Raw genomic sequence first — 17,814 nt, 5'->3', positions numbered from 1 at the left:
AATGAATAAATTAAAAAGAACCGAAATCTTCACACGCCTGCGAGAACAAAATCCGAACCCAGTCACGGAGCTCGAATACAGCACCCCGTTCGAGCTACTGCTGGCGGTGGCACTCTCTGCTCAGGCAACCGACGTGAGCGTCAACAAAGCCACACGCAAACTGTTTCCTGTGGCCAATACCCCACAAACGGTTTATGACCTTGGCATCGAGGGTTTGACCGAATACATCAAGACCATTGGCTTGTTTAATTCGAAGGCCAAAAACGCCATTGCTATGTGCAAAATATTAATTGAAAAGCACAACAGCGTTGTCCCTGAAACACGGGAAGAATTAGAAGCTCTGCCAGGAGTTGGTCGTAAAACGGCAAACGTAGTATTAAATACCGCTTTCCGACAAATCGCCATGGCGGTTGATACTCACATCGACCGGGTCTCAAACCGAACTAAGATCGCCCCGGGTAAAAACGTTCGAGAAGTGGAAGACAAGCTCATTCGCCTCGTTCCTAAAGAATTTTTGATGGACGCACATCACTGGCTGATTCTTCATGGCCGTTATGTATGCACAGCGCGTAAACCTAAATGTACCTCCTGCATCATTGAAGACCTTTGCGAATACAAAGAAAAGACCAGCGATTAATAATGATCAGTATATACTGATGGTCACATCACCCAATTCTGATAACCTGATTAGTCATTCACTCTTTGGAGACACCCATGCGATTACTTCATACCATGCTGCGCGTTGGCAACTTAGACACATCCATCGAGTTTTACACCGAAGTATTAGGTATGAACCTGATTCGAAAATCAGACAATGAGCAATACAAATATACGCTGGCCTTCGTCGGTTATGGCGACGAAAAAGACGGCGCGGTCATCGAACTTACTTATAACTGGGGCGTTGAAGAGTACGACTTAGGCACCGCTTACGGTCACATCGCCCTGGAAACAGAAGATATCTATGCCACTTGCGAAGCCATTAAAGCAAAAGGCGGCATCGTAACCCGGGAACCTGGCCCAGTAAAAGGTGGCAATACTGTCATCGCGTTTGTAAAAGACCCGGATGGCTACAGCATTGAACTCATCAATAAAAAAGATGCAGGCCTAGAACTAGGGTAATCTCTGAATGAATTCGAAAAAAGAAGTATCGAAACACGGGGTTACGGGTAAACCCAAGTTGCACCCGCGTAACCCTCACCATGGCCGATACGATTTGGCTGAACTTTGTGCAAGTCAACCAGACTTAAAAACCTTCATTACGCTTAACCCCAAAGGTGAGCAAACCATCGATTTTGCTAACCAACAAGCAGTTAAAGCTTTAAATTCAGCCTTGTTAAAGCATTTTTATCACGTTGAGCATTGGGATTTGCCCAAAGACTTTCTTTGTCCACCCATTCCGGGGCGAGCCGATTACATCCACTATCTGGCGGACCTTCTGGCTGACTCAAATAACGGGGAAACACCACACGGTAAACACATCAAAGGGTTGGACATTGGCACAGGGGCTAACTTAATTTATCCGATCATAGCCACACATGCTTATCAATGGAAAATGACCGGAACCGAAGTCAATAAAATTGCCTTCAACTCTGCCAAACTGATTACAGAAGCCAACCCGCGTCTGAGAAATTCGGTCAGCATCAGGCAACAGAAGTCTGAAAAGATGATCCTGAACGGCGTTATTAACAGTACAGAACGTTTCCACTTTACGATGTGTAATCCCCCGTTTCATGCTTCTGCCGAGGAAGCCCAAGCAGGTACTCAACGGAAAAACCGTAACCTTAATAAAGGGAAAAATGCCAACAAGGCCAGACACCAAGTAACACTTAACTTTGGTGGCCAACAAGACGAGCTGTGGTGCGAAGGCGGAGAAACCGCCTTCATCAAAACGATGATCACCGAAAGCACCGAACTGAAAGATCAATGTTTGTGGTTCACTTCATTAGTATCAAAAAAAGAACACCTAACAGACATTTACCGAGCACTAAAAAAAGCCAAGGCCGTGAAGTTCAGAACCATTGAAATGGCGCAAGGCCAGAAAGTCAGCCGATTCATCGCCTGGACTTTCCAACCTCAGGATGAACACTCAAACTGGTTTATAAATCCTTAACTCTTCACCCGGACTCATAAACCAACCTTATTCTAACTCAAATTAATCAAGCCATTGGGTCCAGAAAGTTCTCGTTCTCGTATTAAACTCAGAAGGTGACGCATTTACCTCTGTGCCAGAAATAACCGCTTCCTGGAACTCACCATCAATTTCTACAATGATATGAACAGGAGGTGGTGGATAACCGCCGCCTGGAACTTCATAACTTCTGTCATCAATGGTTAAACCACTAATAGCGTCATTGTCGGTGACAGCAACAGCATTGGTCACAGCAATCTGATAAATTCTGGCAATGCCTAAATTGGAGCCACAAGAAGTAGGGCTAAGGTCCGGTTGATTGGTATTAAAGTACGCAACGCCCGCTAAAGAAGTGACATGACTGACCACCTTCTCCCCCGAGCCTAACTCAATATACCAACCATTGGCAGAATCCAATAAAGCAATTTCAGCCGTTGGGTCAGAACTTTCTTGAATCAAGTTATCCGTTGCGTCATACAGTGATGTCATCTTAATTGGAGAACCTTGCTCTGATAATAAACCTGTATAACGATCTTTAAACATCATCATGTAGTTTTGCACACTGGTATCAAAAGGATGCTCTCTGTCTCCTGTTCCTACAAGTACCGCATGATAAGCCCCCAAGGAATCATGAGCCTCAACCACATCAACTCGATACATGAACTTACGACCGTCATTAGAAGAATCACCATCAAAGTCATCAGAGACATCAGCAAAATAAGTAACTGTCCAATTCGAAGGGTTTGAATCATTGGCAGTATCCACACGCCAAATCTTACCTCCGGTGTCTCCGGCATAAAACCGATAAGCAACCCCTTCACTTTCAAGAACAGCGATGTTACTTGGCATTGGGTTTACCATCCCGGTTTCTTGTACCGTCGCTGAACCATTCGGCCCAATATTAGCAACCAGATTACCAGTGAACGCATCAACCACATAAATCCCCCGGCCTTTCGTCACCGCACCAGCCGAAGTAGTGCCGCTCAAAGAGTCAGGGCCAACGTCTTCAGCATCAGCATCATAGCCTGCACCAAACACAACAACGGGATTAGTATTGCCTTTAACCTTGGTTACTTTTAAGCCCGACCAGGTTTGTGTTAATTCAGAGAAAGCTCCACTTCCCCCACTGATTTTCCATAAGAATTTAGGGTTGTTAAAGTCAGTAACATCCATTGCATAAATAAAGTTGCCTCCTCTTCTCATGGTTAAATACAAATAGGCTTTTTCACCTGTTTCAATAACCCCATCATTATCACTGTCCTCAAAGTAGGAAGTAATATCTCCATCTACAAACCAAGGCTTATTTGGGCTACCAAATAAATTACTCCCTTCATTATTTCTTAGAGTTTCTATGTCAGAAAAATGTTCTTCAGGAATAAACCCCCACAGCTCTTTTCCCACATCAGCACCGGAAGTCCCACCTCTAACAGCCCTAAACACGCCATCATTTGCACCATAATAAACAACGATATCACCGCTACCGTAGTTAATAATCGTCGGTTGAGAATGCACAACATCACCATGTACCGATGCTCTCACAGTACGGACGCCTTCATCATCATTGTTAGCTGCCAATGCCGCATCTACTGCCGGATCACTGGCATTGTTTGCGCCATACAGCCATGAAACAACATCTGCACTTAAGCCACTGTTTGTCGTCGTCACCGGATCAAACGAGCCGGAACAAGTGGTACAGGTTAAAAGCTTTCTGCTCAGGCCCGCCAGGTAAGCGTCTCTTATTTGTTGTGCAGCGCCACCTTTTTCGACTACCTCACCGTCAGGGTTGTCGCTTCCAGTTAAAAACGCCCCTGTCCCCCTTGGAGAGTAATCAAAAAAGTCTGAGTCGTGTGTCCAGAAACTTTGTACATTCGAGTTTACGAAGCCACGACTCGCATCTCTAACACGAACGTTATTTTGATCAATCAATTCTAAACTGCCACTATCAAGCCCGATTTGATACAACTTCAAGTTTCCATACCACCTGGGCTGGCGATCCGCATCTGGTTGAAAGACCCCCATATAAACCTGATTTAAGTTCGTCCCCCTGTTATTAACGGAAACAGGGAGAGCACTTGCAGCAAATACGGAAGATTTGTCTAAAATATCATCTAATATATCCTGTAATGCAGCTGCTACCTCGTCGGCATTAGAAGCAGCAAAGTATTTACCTTTCCCTTGAGCTGCCGTACTTTTTAATAGCGCTCTTGCTCCCTCAAAGTTGTTCGATCCAGGCTTATTGTTTCCTGTTAATGCAGACTCATCATAAATATCTATGACATAAGTAATCACTGGCTGGTCGCCACCAATATCATCATTCATATCCACCGTTGACATATATCTCGCGTATTCATCGACCCAGTTCGTTTCAAATTTATCTGCGGTTAAATCAATTTTTGTAGTATCGGCGCCATAAGCCGCAAGCCTATTTTGTGCCTGAGTATTCTCACCACTGTCAGGAGAGCCATTAGCAAACAAGATAACGTAATTTGCGCTACAAGCGTTAAGTAATGTAATTGGGCTTTCATAATCGCCCAGTTGATCGGCACCTAATGCAAGTTTATCCCAAGGGTTAGTCTTTGATGACTCAGGAGCCAAACCGCCATAATAAAGTCGAGCTTCATTCATAGACATCGCGTAGGGAGCATTATTCGCCTTGTCAATTGCTTCTTGATCCGCCACAAAGCCGTTTATGTTGTAACCAATGACTTCGCCGTCAGCATCTTTCACCTCAACCAAAGTTAGATCTGCTGCGTTGTTGTACAACAAGTTCGCATACTCATCTTTAGACGCTGCATCTAAATTTTTAATCCTTGAAATAAATTTACTGCCTTCAATCTTTTTTCCGCCACCGCCACCGCCACCGCCGGTGTCAGCAAAAATCCCCATGCCCAAATTCATAATGTTTTCATCTGACGACATAATGACTTTATAAAGCGCTTCATGAAGGAGAACTTTTTTTGTCGTGCCACCACTCTGAGCATCCCAGTTCGCAGAGTTATCCAATAAGAAAAGAACATTAGGGTTTGAACTTGAGGCCAAAGGGTTAGGTTCAAAAATATCCGTATCAGCCGCAAAAGCAGCATTCATAAACAAACCAAATAAGGATGTTAAACAGAGCTTTATAACTTTCATAGCTGTCTCCACTTTATCCTCTAATTTATGGGCATAAACCAGCAGGATAATTAAATCTGACACCTTGCGTCATTGATAGACTCGCACCTGTAAGAACATCACTGACGACCACATCAAACTCAAAGTAATTCGTTTCCGGAGTAGTTGTCGTCGTCAACGAGTAACCAGCGATAGGATGAGCATAAGTACAACGAACATTAACCACAGCAACTTCAAATCCTTCTCGATCAAACGTATCGTCATTGATTGTATGAACTACCCCCAGAAATTGATTATTGGCTGCGGTTTCAAATTCGGCTGTGCCACCTAATAGAATCTCAATGACCTCTAAGCCTGCTTGTTCAGCTCGCATAATTTCAGTTTGATTTCTAATAATTTTTTGGTTAATTGTCCCTACATTTACAGAACTTATTGCAGTAACAGCAAGCACTAAAGACATTACAAGAGACAAAAGTAAGACAGCTCCTTTTTCACGATTGCCACAAAAACTTGGATTTACGTTCATAATTAACTCTCCCGTTTACTTGCAATATTGACAACACGCGTCAAGTTCATGAATAAACGTCGTTTATATAATTCACCAAGGGATTCTCCTGTCACTATGCCGAACTCGCCAAGGTCATAACTATTAGAGTCTTTGTGTTCTTCACTCTCTTCTGTAGAACGAACAATCATGTAATATCGAATAGAAACTATGTTTTGCATCTCATCATCGTTCGGATCATCAATATAGGCATCATCAAGACCAACACCTGATTCATTAGGAATTCCATTTCCTGAACGATCAATACCGTACTCAACTTGAAATTGTTCAACGCCCTCTGCCACAACCACTTGTGTAAACTCCCCGTTTTCCAGTTGAAGACGTTTAAGGGTTGGGGAATCTGTTGCAGAACCATCACTACAATCATCTTCAGGACAAGGGCTAACATAATAGATATGCACTAAGTACCTGCGTATATCCTCAGCCCCCTGTTTATTTGTAAAAGGAAACAGCGCAGGGTCAGTACTTCTTTGAATTATGAAATTCTGGTAATCCGCTTGAAAGTTATATTCATCTGGTAATGCAGCAGAATCTTCTATTAAACTGCTTGCGCGGCGTACAACTAAAACATCAGTGTTATCAACAACTTCCAAGTCACAGGAAGTAACTGCGGACATAGCCGGAGTATCTGTATCATTAAAAGCCTGTATCGGAAATTCTAAACTATCAGAGAAAATAGCTCGATTACACGGGTCAACTGAAGCCCCTCCAAATGGAAGATCCCCTAAAGCATCATAGAAACCCGCATTTGCAATATCGTGCCTTAGAATACTGTTTAAAAAACGCCCATTTTCTGTAATTTCTACAGATTTCATACTTTCACGATTAACAATATTTGAGTTAATAACAGCAGCCATAATTGCAGCACTTAAAATAAAACCTAACAAAGAGCCAATCAAAACCTCTATTAATGTAATACCCTTTTGAAGACTTGGTAATTTCATACTATGCCTCCAGGTCAGCAAAGCTAATAGTAAAACTAAGAACTCTGCGAGTATCACCCGTGTAGAGGTCTATGGCACAGGCACTACCGGAAGCCTCCGTAGCTACCAAACCTTGCCACACCACAGTTACCGTCATATCTCCTGTTGCACCATCAAGAGAAACACAGCCCCGGGCGTTGATCATAGCGCCACCTTGGTTCTCTCCTTTAAGCAAGTCATCCCATAAGTCCATATCATTATTAGCCTGAGCCTGAGTTTCGATAACCCCAGACCCTAGACAAGTAAAGTTCTCAGTATTACCTGTTCCTGCGTATTGTGTTGTATGCTCTCCACCTATAGTTTGATAACAACCTCGGGCATCTCTATTGGTATTAATCGCGTTAACTAAGAACTCAACCATTCTTATAGCCTGCTCTCTTTGATCGCTCTCTAGATTTAATTGAACACCACGAGACTGCATGCCAATATAGCCCAACATAGAGACTGCAAAAATCACCATGGCTACAAGAGTCTCTAATAGACTAAACCCCTTTTGATTAATACCGTCGAAGAAAACAGACCGAGCATATTTCATGGCAAACAGTCCCCTTCAGCAATAATTTTTGGGAAACCACTTGAGTTCACTACAACGGTTCTTTTGGTTACATAACTACTCTCATCTCCATCACAAACTTCCACATCCAAATTATTACCTAAAGGTAATCGACCCTGCCGGTCATAAACCACCTGAGCTACTTCTCCAGAAAATGAAATAGGCCGATCATTTTGATAGACAAAAACACAGTCAGAGTTTGCACTTGTAACACAATCTTCAAATGTTCTTGCTTGATTAGTAGAGATTGCCCAGCCATCAATGTAACCATTCGCAGATGCTGTTAAGTAAACATTATTTGAAGTTTTCACTGCTTCGCTTCTGGCCATTAACAAGCCTGTTTGAAGCTGCAAAGCAACTTGTCGAACATCCTCATTTGGGATGTAATTTCTAAGAGCACTCCATGCCACAGTAAAAAGTACAGAAGTAACCGCCATGACCAATAACAGCTCTAACAAAGTAAACCCTGACCCAAGACGACGAAAACATTTAAATCTATGGTTTTTCATGTGCTCACCATTTACTTGCGGGTGTTTTCACACCTAGATGATTAATTGTTAAATCACCGTCGGAAGACATGGAACCTGAAGATTTAGGGGAAGCAGTGATAGTATAAATGGGCGCTTCACCAGCGGCACCAATTACTATCGTAAAGCTATAATTACTTGTGACTTCATCCGAAGCCACAACATTTAATTCAGACACTGTACTTGTGTAATTTCGATTGTCTTGTAAGTAATTTGCTTGCCGAGAAGCCAGTTCCAACATATAGCTTTGTGCTGCTGAACGTTTACCGTCTTTTACAAATCCCTGATAACTTGGCACAACAATAAAGCCCAAAACACCTACAATTGCCACGACGATCATAAGCTCTATTAAGCTAAACCCATGTTCATTTTTCATGTACATTCCTAGTTTCTGACATTTGAACTGGCCCATATACCACCAAGCAGAATCTCAATCTCTCACACTAATCTTAGACCAAGGAAAATAAAATCAAACCGAACAAATGCTCAAATATCAACCAGAATGACAACTGGATCATTTGAAGGGACGACTGGACAACCCAGAGGGAAAAACTTAAATTTTACTTTATACATCAACAATATAAAGTAACACCTTAAGCATAACCTGAGCCAAAAAACAGAGGGTAAATCTCAATTAACGAACACTAAAGTCTATTTTATAGACAATACATATTCCCTAAACAAAGAGAGGTGCAAGAGAAGAATTAGAACAGGAAGAAGTTCTTAACGTATCCATATAAACAGACAATGGAACACCGTCTGCTTATATGGAAGCTGGTATATAACTAGGGCGCTGAGCAAACTTAGTAAGCTTGACTCACAAAACAACACTCACTTCTTGAACACTGAGTTGAACGTGAAATCACCATACAGCGCGACTTCAGAGAAGCATTGTAGGCTTTCATCAGAGCCTTCTTAGTTTATATCCAACAACTCCACGTCAAAAATCAAAACAGAGCCACCCGGGATGCCCCCAACGTTTCGGTTGCCATACCCCAGCTTACTGGGGATAAACAAACGCGTTTTGTCACCCACTGCCATATGTTGCAATCCTTCTGTCCAGCCAGGGATCACCTGGGTCAAAAAGAATTCAATGGGTTGGCCTCGCTCAACCGAACTATCAAATACCGAGCCGTCAAGAAGAGTGCCATGGTAATGAACTTTTACTTTATCCGTAGCCGCAGGCTTTTCAGTACCAGTGCCTTTGGTTAAAACCTGATACTGCAAACCGGATTCGGTGGTTACAACCCCCTCTTCCTGCTTATTTTTTTCAAGAAACGCATTGCCTGTTTTAACATTTTCTAAAGCGTTTTTCTTACCATCGGAAAAGCGTTTTGTAAAAAATACAACCAAAGCAACAAGAATCACCACTACCAAAAAATTCATCACTGGACTTATAACTCCTTTTGAACAAAAGACAATTTTACAAGAGCCTCCCGAAATTAGCGAAAAAATGTTCAAACCCTACTTTAGTAGGATTAAGCATTGCCCCACTGACATTACAATTTTTAGGAATAACAGACACTAATAACAATAAAAAGGACAAACCATGAATCAGCCAGTCAGTATTCAAGGGTATTTCTCAAGCATTCAACGCTTTTTAATGTCGCTCGTAAATCCACATTTATTACTCAGCCTGGCTTGTACGCTTTTAGCTACTTATTCCGCCGCCAGCGTCAAAACAACCAATCAACTCACGCCAATCACCATGTGTGTATTTGACATCATTGGTAAAAACGGTCCGACTCATAACATCATGAATGAGTATCGAGTTTCAGCCATGAAATGGGGCGTAGAGTTAACATTTAAGTCTTACACGAATGACCGTATTGCTGCAGAAGATTTCAATGCCGGCGTCTGCGACATGGTCAACCTTCCCGGCATTCGAGCTCGAAACTATAACCACTTTACCGGCTCCTTGAACTCCATTGGTGCCATCCCCAGCTACCAACATCTAACGTTAATCTTATCGACACTCAGCTCACCAAAAGCAGCAAAGTACATGCGTCAAGGCGACTATGAAATTGTGTCCATAGCCCCCACTGGCGCGCTGTTTGGGTTTGTGATCGACCGCAGTATTAATACCCCGGAAAAACTGGCCGGAAAAAAAATTACGGTGCTGGATAGCGCGCCTGAATCAGAATACTTGATCCAGCAAACAGGTATGACACCAGTCTCCTCAACCATCACCAATGCACTACAAAAGTTTAACAGCCACGCCGTCGACATCACTGGCGCTCCGGCCATCGCTTACGAGCCGATGGAGCTATATAAAGGACTTGAGCCGAACGGAGGCATCATTGACTGGCCACTGCATCAAAGTACTGTTCAACTGGTGATTCGCTGGAAAAAATTCCCGGACGGTTTCGGTCAGCACTCCAGAACCCACAGCAGAGAGTTCAATAATCTGTTCATGGACATCATCACCACCAGCGAAGCTAATATCCCTGAAAAATACTGGATCAAAATTCCTCAACAGGTAAAAGCGGCCTGGAATGATACTCACCGGAAAAACAGATTAGCATTAAGAGACCAGGGAATTTATAACGCCAAGGCACTGACATTATTCAGAAAAGTCCGCTGTAAAATAGATCCGACACTCTCAGAATGCACGTCAGACAACAAAGAATAGGCGCACTTATGAATACCTATTCCACCGGCGAACGTCCTAACGTATCAACAAATAAACCAACGAAAACGTTGAATACCAGCAGTATGCAACCAGCCATTGATAGCAAAGTAAGCACACGCAACCTATCCAGCTACTTAAGCTATTTTACTTTCTTCTTATTATTGCTGACAGTACTGGCAGGCACCGGGGAACATGTTCACAGCCAATTTTTAAAGCTCGGGGATTATGTTTGGGATGACTACTCGCAATTAAGAAACAGCCCGACCGCGCCCCAGTGTGATCCCAACATTGATATTGAAAGCAAGCTCAACCAACTGGAGCAAAATCACAACCTGAGTGAAGATGAATTCGGGTTCATCAATGAGCCGTTCAACAGAGTAACCGCAGGAAAATCCTTATACAGTCAAATTGCAAGCTGTCAGCTAGAACACCAGCAGTTTGACCGTTACCATCAGCAAGTCACTCAAAGTTTAATACTGTTTCGGGAAGTTGAACAAAATACGGCTTCATTCAGCTTGTTCATTCTAGAGCAACAACGGCTCATTCTGGTGATTATGCTTTTCGCAACTGTATTCATCGCCACAATTCAAAATAATCACATCAGCTTCCGGCCAGTGCATACCGAGTCCGACCACAGACTCTCCTCCATCGCTCAATTAACAGCCAACGCCCTGATTTGTATTTCTGGCATCGATTACCTGTTAACACAAAATAAATCCGGCATCGCGATCGACCAGCCAGAAATAGTCTATGTGTTAGTAGTCGGTGCCTTAATGATTGCTGCAGTTTCGCTTTACGCACTGTTCAGCCCTCTGCCAGCTTTTTTTATTTCTGGCGCTGATAAACAGCGCCCTCAAGGAAAACTACGAGACTCATTTCTGTCCATTCCCATCTATTGCTACATGATATTCAGTGCCGCCTACCATTTTTTCATCTCGCAGAGTCACCCTGCCGGTCTCGCCATATTATTTACTCAAATGTTCGAACTCTCAGGACTCTATCTGCAAATTGCCTTGTATATCTGGGTGGGAATGCTGCTCCGCCAAAGTTCACTCGGAACAAGGCTGTTTAAGGTATTCAGTGCCTGGAAACTTCCTCCCGAGGCACTGGCAATCGTAGCTATTCTGCTTATGGCCCTACCCACTGCGTACACAGGAGCGTCGGGCATCATTATTATTGCGATGGGATCTGTGGTTTATCAGGAATTGAGGAACGTCGGGACTCGCCGACAACTCGCCTTAGCGGTCACCGCGATGACAGGAAGTTCAGGCGTGGTATTGAGACCCTGTTTATTGATCGTCGGCATCGCCATGTTGAACAAAGAAGTTGTAACCGATGAACTTTATTATTGGGGCACTCAAATCTTCGCGCTGACGTTAATCGTCTTTTCAGTCTTCATCTTATTGCTGCGATCAGCTAAAAAACACAATGAATCGACAGCACAACCAACTAAAGAAGAAACCGACACGTCAATCGGTGATAAATTTTCTGACATTCAACAACTCTTTCCCTACTTTGTCATCATCGGTTTTTCCCTGTCGATTTACCATTTTGTGCTGGATGCACACCTTGATGAATTTACCGCACCTTTCCTGCTACCGGTCATCGTCATCTTAATATTGATTTGGGAGCGCTCTGCACTCGAAAAAGATCTGTATCCCACCCCGCCAACAGAACACTCAAATCAAAGGACAAAAAGCAGTGCAACCCCCGTTCGAGCCTCCGTTTACGAGTCCACTCCACACATAGGCGCATTACTGATGATCATGGCAAGTTCCTACGCTGTCGGCGGCTCCATGGAGTTCAGCGGCTTTGAACAAGGGCTTTCATACCTTGTGGACTCTCAGTATTTAATGATGGCATTTTTATTACTCTGTCTGGTCATCATTGGTATGCTAATGGACCCGTTCGGAGCTTTGGTTTTAGTGAGTATCAGCTTAGCGCCTATTGCCTATCAACATGGCATCGACCCCGTGCATTTCTGGATGATTTGCCTGGTTGCCTTTGAGTTGGGTTATCTCAGCCCTCCTGTCGCAATCAATCACGTCTTTACCCGGCAAGTGGTGGGAGAAAAGGAAGTGCAACTGGCCATGAAGGAAGGTAACAGCTTTTATTATCGAAATGAGCGACTATTACTGCCACTGCTGGTCATGGGTACAACCCTGTTATTGGTGGCCTATGGGCCAATCATCTTTGCCTAACAAAGCTGAAAAGCGTGCCATTCCTCAGATCATGAGCCAGTCAATCAAATTACTTGGTTCATGCTCTGAAGAAATAAGCCGGGCACCGGAGGCTACAACAGCCCGGTCAGCAGAAAACCAACGCCAATTCGCTGCTGGTGATGATCATAATCAATCAAACTTTCACCGTAACCATTAAAGTATTGCACGAAACCTCTTAACCGACCGTACAAAGGAAAGCTCATGCCCGCCTCAATGGCACCGTAACCCGTAGCCCAATTTAATCGGCTCATGGCCGAAAATTCGAAGTCGTTATGTTTATAAACCCCGTGAAGTTCGTAATACCCCATGTATTTATTGATATCAGGATTGTCATCGCCGTCGGCATCATCCTCCATCTCTTTTGCATCTTCAGGAATGCGCCACCAAGGTTGTAAATAAACGCCCCAGTCATTCTTCGCAAAGCCCACACCAGCAAACACCCGGTTCCAGCTTCGGCTTAAATCACCACCACGTCCATTCGATTCGTGCTCAATCCCTACCCGCGTAAGTAAAGTTCCACCCCAAAACTGGCTCGGAATTGGCGCTTCGTAATACACTTCAGGCCGGTAGTTGGTTTCACGAAACGGGGAAGACACTTCACTGGCGTAGAACTGCCAAAATGATTTCAGTGTAAAACCAAAGTAAACCGCATCATTAGGAACCAGTACTTCCGAATAGGTCAGCGGTACTTTAATGCTCAGCTGAAGCTTGACCTCTTCATTTTTAACCGGATCTTCCTCTCCAGGATAAAAATTATTGTTATACGGCGATTGGTTTGGGTCTTCCATATAAGAAACAGGCAAAATATAGTTTTGACGATGCCCTGTAATCACATAAGGGTTGTCTTCGGTGGCTTTTTCCACCAAGACCCGTTTTGGAACCTCAACTTCCTCTATCGTATCAAGCCGCTGGCAGTTGTCCCGAATCTCTTTGGCGGTCACTTCCGGACCGGCGACCCCAACACTCTTAATGATGCATTCATCCACCGAAATCTGAGCTTCTTCAGCGGAACCCATCCGAGCCAGCAATAACAGCCCAACAGCTATGGTTCTATTTTTCATGAGATTAACATTCCTGATTCCTGTCCACATAAAAATTAAGGTCACAAAAAGCGTAATTAGCCGTCGTTTTGCCCCACCTTCCCAAGTTTCAAAAATTTGCCCGCTCGGACTAAAAAATATGATCTATAGTATTTAAACACTATTCTAATATCGAAGCATTACAACTCACTGAGTTTACTGACGTTTTTTATTCATCTTAGATAAAAAATCAACTCGACTTAATAGTGCCTGATTAAAGTTGTATAGAAGTAAAGGAAGGCAAGTATGAAAGTATCCCAAAAGATTGTTCTTGTTTCAGCAGTCATCATTTTATTCGTCATTTCAATTTTATCCTGGACACAGTACGTCACGGTCCGAGACAGCCTCTACCAGAAAGCAGAAAAGAATATTAATGAAACCAGCTCAGCCCTTGGCTTTCAGGTCTCTAACTGGCTCAACGGCAAGCTTCATTTAATCGATATGATGGCACAAAGTATCGACGCCGATTTTAATCAGCAACGAATTCAGCAAACGTTCAACTTGCCCATACTGAAAAACGAGTTTTTATTGATCTTCGGCGGCCTGGACACCGATGGAAAAGCCATTACCAATGACCGAAGCTGGAATCCGGCCAACTGGGATGCCCGTCAGCGCCCTTGGTACGGGGTCGCCAAAGCGGCCAATGGCAAAGCCGCATTGACCGACCCCTACGCCGATGCCTCTACCGGCGAAATATTGATCTCAGTGGTTGCCAACTTCTCAGACAACGGTACGTTCAAAGGTGCGTTTGGTGGTGACCTGAGCCTGAAAACAGTATCAGATGCAGTGAACACCATTAACTTCGGCGGTGCAGGTTACACATTTTTATTAAATGCCAACGGCACCATCATCAGCCACCCGAACAACAAACTTAACGGCCAAAAAATTGCGAAACTGTTCACTCAGGATAAGCCAAAGCTCACTACCACACTGCAAACACTGGATATGGATGATCAAACCGCCCTGGTTTCCTTTCACCCACTTAAAAACCTGCAAGGCACAAACTGGATGATTGGCGTCGTCGTGGATAAAGACATCATTATGTCTGACGCCTATACCATAGGCACCCGCGCGCTGATCGCAGCGATTTTAGGGGTACTGATTAGCTCTGTTATTCTGTTCCCGGTCATGACCCATGTGTTAAAACCATTAAAACAGTTGCACGAATCATTGATTGAAATTAACCGGGGAGAAGGGGATCTCACCGAACGTTTACCGATCACCAGCAACGACGAGTTCGGCAAAGTATCGGAGCAATTTAATATTTTCATCAGCTATTTACAGGAAATGATCATTGAAATTAAACAGCTTTCTTCTGGCGTCAGGGATGGCAGCAGTTTAACCAACCACGCGGCACAGAACGCGTCCAACAACCTACAACAACTGGAGGAACTGGATCAACTTGCCACAGCGATGAGTGAAATGTCTTCTACCGCTCATGAAGTGGCTGATAACGCGCAACGTGGGGCTGACTCGGCTTCTTCAGCTCAGGATGCCGCTTCTCACGGTTCAGAAGTGGTTGCGAAAACCACTGGCGCCATTAACCAATTATCAAGTGACATGGAAGAGGCTGTTTCGACCATCAATAATCTGGCCGAATACAGCAGTAATATTGAATCCATTTTGTCGGTTATCACCGGCATTGCAGAACAAACCAACTTACTGGCGTTGAACGCCGCCATCGAAGCCGCCCGAGCCGGTGAACAAGGACGTGGATTTGCTGTGGTTGCAGATGAGGTGCGAGCACTGGCGTCCAGAACGCAACAGTCCACTGAAGAAATTCAGAACATGATTAACCAGTTAATTTCAGGTGTGAAACAAGCCGAACAAAAGATCAATCACAGTAAAACCATGGCCAACGATACCCGAGACATCTCAAGCCAGGCCAATGAAGCACTTCAGGCCATTCGTGATCGTATCTCAGAAATTTCAGATATGAACATTCAAATTGCGGCCGCAGCAGAAGAGCAAAGTGCAACCACAGAAGAAATTAACAGAAACACCACCAACATACGCGACATTAGCCAAATCGTTGCCGACGGTGCGAAAGAACAGACCATGCACTGTCAAAATATGGAAGAGCAAGCGGATCAACAACAAAACAGACTGAATGTATTTAAGGTATAGAAGATGCTAGGGGGAGATTAATCTTCCCCTATAAAACCACCCGTTTGATGCGCCCAGAGTTGCGCATAGATGCCGTTTGAAGCCACCAGCTCTTGGTGAGTGCCTTGCTCCACAATTCTCCCTTCATCCAGCACAATTAATCGATCCATAGCCGCAATGGTCGACAAGCGATGCGCAATTGCAATCACCGTTTTATTTTCCATCAGCTTATTCAGGCTTTGCTGAATCGCGGCTTCAACTTCTGAATCCAGTGCAGAAGTGGCTTCGTCCAGAATTAATATGGGCGCATCTTTCAATAACACCCGCGAAATGGCCACTCGTTGTCGCTGCCCACCCGACAATTTCACGCCCCGTTCACCCACTTTTGCATCAAACCCTATTCGCCCTTGTTGATCGGACAGAGACTGAATAAAGTCGTAGGCTTCGGCTTTTCGGGTTGCCTGGATCATCTCCTCTTCAGATGCCGTCGGATGACCATATAGGATATTCTCGCGAACCGTCCGGTGCAGCAACGATGTATCTTGAGTGACCATGCCTATCTTAGCTCGCAGTGATTCTTGCTGAACCTGACTGATGTCCTGACCATCTATCAACACCCTGCCACCAGCAAGATCATGAAAGCGCATAAGACAATTCACCAGTGTTGATTTACCTGCGCCAGAACGTCCCACCACCCCGACTTTCTCGCCCGGTTTAATGTGTAAATTCAAATCTTCAATCACGCCACTGTCTTTACCGTAGTGAAACGACGTATGATCAAACTGTATTTCTCCCTGAGTAACTTCCAACGCCGGTGCATTCGGGTTATCCAGCACCTCCTGAGGCTGAGCCAATGTTGAAATACCATCAGTGACTGTACCTATGTTCTCAAAAAGCCCTGATATCTCCCACATAATCCACTGCGACATGCCATTTAAACGCAACGCCAAACTCACTGTCACAGCGATGACTCCGGCACCAATCAAATCCCCTTGCCACAACCAAATGCCGATAGCAGACAAGCAAAACAGCAGTAAGTAATTGTTGATGTTAACGCCAACACTCAGACCTGAGGCAAACCGCATTTGTCTGTAGACCGTTTGTAAAAAACCATCCATACCTTCTTTGGCGTATGCGGCCTCTCTTTGGCTGTGTGAAAACAGTTTCACCGTTGCAATGTTCGTGTAGCTATCAACCACCCGGCCGGTCATTTCTGCCCGGGCATCGGCCTGGTCAATCGAAATTCGTTTTAATCTCGGAATAAAAAAAGATAACAAGCCAACATAAACACAAAGCCAAACGACAATAGGCAGCATTAACCGGTAGTCTGCTTGAGCAACCAACACTAAAATAGACACGGTGTAAACGCTGACATAAACCAACACATCAAGCACCTTCATCACCGACTCACGAACAGCCAATGACGTTTGCATCACTTTCGTAGCAATACGACCTGCAAAATCATTCTGATAAAAAGACATACTTTGCTTGAGCAAATAACGGTGCGACATCCAACGTATTTGCATAGGAAAGTTCCCTAGCAACACCAAATAGATGAATGCGGAATGGAGCAAAATCAAACCGGGCAGCCCCACTAACAATAACAACCCCACATTGAAAAGCTGATCGCGGTGTTGATCAAAGAATTCATCTGGCGTCTCTGTGGATAACCAATCCACCAAATCCCCCATGAACCCAAAAAGGTACACTTCAACAACCGCAAGAGCTGCAGCCAAAACACCGAGCATAATCAATGGAAATTCCATCCCCCGGATATGATGCCTGCAATACGCCAGAAACGTATTCGGAGGCTGTTTTGGCTCTTCTTTTGGAAATGGGTTTATGAGTCCCTCAAAAAAACGCAACATGCAGTGATTTACCTTATTAAGACCATACAATTTAAAATTT

General features: G+C 44.1%; 15 protein-coding genes. 6 read left to right on the top strand and 9 right to left on the bottom strand.

The genetic code is table 11. The features are described 5' to 3' along the window. Position 1: 1 nt before the first annotated feature. The 3 genes from nth (at position 2) to rlmF (ending at position 2,110) form a co-directional block, all read left to right on the top strand. On the top strand, positions 2–637 hold the full coding sequence (gene nth / locus ABD744_RS02385) for an endonuclease III (protein WP_344795076.1): 636 nt from the start codon (positions 2–4) through the stop codon (positions 635–637). Between the two features lie 77 nt (positions 638–714). Beyond that, positions 715–1,119: a lactoylglutathione lyase gene (gene gloA, locus ABD744_RS02380; RefSeq protein WP_344795074.1), complete on the top strand. Its 405-nt coding sequence runs from the start codon at positions 715–717 to the stop codon at positions 1,117–1,119. A gap of 7 nt (positions 1,120–1,126) precedes the next feature. Beyond that, positions 1,127–2,110, top strand: coding sequence for a 23S rRNA (adenine(1618)-N(6))-methyltransferase RlmF (rlmF, locus tag ABD744_RS02375; RefSeq protein ID WP_344795072.1), 984 nt, complete (start codon positions 1,127–1,129; stop codon positions 2,108–2,110). 42 nt (positions 2,111–2,152) lie between these two features. Here rlmF and ABD744_RS02370 read toward each other — a convergent pair whose 3' ends face one another. The 7 genes from ABD744_RS02370 to bamJ all read right to left on the bottom strand — a co-directional run bounded on the left by ABD744_RS02370 (position 2,153) and on the right by bamJ (position 9,253). After that, positions 2,153–5,260, bottom strand: coding sequence for a pilus assembly protein (locus ABD744_RS02370; protein ID WP_344795070.1), 3,108 nt, complete (start codon positions 5,258–5,260; stop codon positions 2,153–2,155). Positions 5,261–5,285: 25 nt separating this feature from the next. Next, positions 5,286–5,765: a hypothetical protein gene (locus ABD744_RS02365; protein WP_344795068.1), complete on the bottom strand. Its 480-nt coding sequence runs from the start codon at positions 5,763–5,765 to the stop codon at positions 5,286–5,288. A 2-nt stretch (positions 5,766–5,767) separates the two neighbouring features. Next, complete coding sequence (locus tag ABD744_RS02360; protein WP_344795066.1) at positions 5,768–6,748, bottom strand: PilW family protein; 981 nt, start codon at positions 6,746–6,748, stop codon at positions 5,768–5,770. A 1-nt stretch (position 6,749) separates the two neighbouring features. Next, complete coding sequence (pilV, locus tag ABD744_RS02355) at positions 6,750–7,322, bottom strand: type IV pilus modification protein PilV (protein ID WP_344795064.1); 573 nt, start codon at positions 7,320–7,322, stop codon at positions 6,750–6,752. Next, a complete protein-coding gene (locus ABD744_RS02350) occupies positions 7,319–7,849 on the bottom strand; it encodes a GspH/FimT family pseudopilin (protein ID WP_344795062.1) in 531 nt (176 codons plus the stop codon). Before ABD744_RS02350 ends, pilV begins: the two co-directional genes overlap by 4 nt. Before the next feature lie 4 nt (positions 7,850–7,853). Next, on the bottom strand, positions 7,854–8,243 hold the full coding sequence (locus tag ABD744_RS02345; protein ID WP_344795060.1) for a type IV pilin protein: 390 nt from the start codon (positions 8,241–8,243) through the stop codon (positions 7,854–7,856). Between the two features lie 539 nt (positions 8,244–8,782). Continuing rightward, complete coding sequence (gene bamJ / locus ABD744_RS02340) at positions 8,783–9,253, bottom strand: BamJ family beta-barrel-assembly machinery protein (protein ID WP_344797695.1); 471 nt, start codon at positions 9,251–9,253, stop codon at positions 8,783–8,785. Between the two features lie 163 nt (positions 9,254–9,416). Here bamJ and ABD744_RS02335 point away from each other — a divergent pair, with 163 nt between their 5' ends. Together ABD744_RS02335 and ABD744_RS02330 are read left to right on the top strand one after the other, a co-directional pair. Then, a complete protein-coding gene (locus ABD744_RS02335) occupies positions 9,417–10,499 on the top strand; it encodes a putative solute-binding protein (protein WP_344795058.1) in 1,083 nt (360 codons plus the stop codon). Between the two features lie 8 nt (positions 10,500–10,507). Next, positions 10,508–12,700: a TRAP transporter large permease subunit gene (locus tag ABD744_RS02330; RefSeq protein WP_344795056.1), complete on the top strand. Its 2,193-nt coding sequence runs from the start codon at positions 10,508–10,510 to the stop codon at positions 12,698–12,700. Positions 12,701–12,792: 92 nt separating this feature from the next. Here ABD744_RS02330 and ABD744_RS02325 read toward each other — a convergent pair whose 3' ends face one another. Then, on the bottom strand, positions 12,793–13,782 hold the full coding sequence (locus ABD744_RS02325; RefSeq protein WP_344795054.1) for a phospholipase A: 990 nt from the start codon (positions 13,780–13,782) through the stop codon (positions 12,793–12,795). Positions 13,783–14,046: 264 nt separating this feature from the next. On the opposite strand from ABD744_RS02325, the gene ABD744_RS02320 reads away from it, so the two are divergent. Then, a complete protein-coding gene (locus ABD744_RS02320) occupies positions 14,047–15,927 on the top strand; it encodes a methyl-accepting chemotaxis protein (RefSeq protein ID WP_344795052.1) in 1,881 nt (626 codons plus the stop codon). Between the two features lie 17 nt (positions 15,928–15,944). On the opposite strand, the gene ABD744_RS02315 is transcribed toward ABD744_RS02320, so the two are convergent. Beyond that, positions 15,945–17,774: an ABC transporter ATP-binding protein gene (locus ABD744_RS02315; RefSeq protein WP_344795050.1), complete on the bottom strand. Its 1,830-nt coding sequence runs from the start codon at positions 17,772–17,774 to the stop codon at positions 15,945–15,947. Positions 17,775–17,814: the final 40 nt, after the last annotated feature.

Source organism: Litoribacillus peritrichatus (assembly GCF_039537985.1).
In the GTDB taxonomy this organism is placed as follows: domain Bacteria; phylum Pseudomonadota; class Gammaproteobacteria; order Pseudomonadales; family Litoribrevibacteraceae; genus Litoribacillus; species Litoribacillus peritrichatus.
Note: the sequence above shows the minus strand (reverse complement) of the source record. Positions and strands in the feature narration are given on the sequence as shown.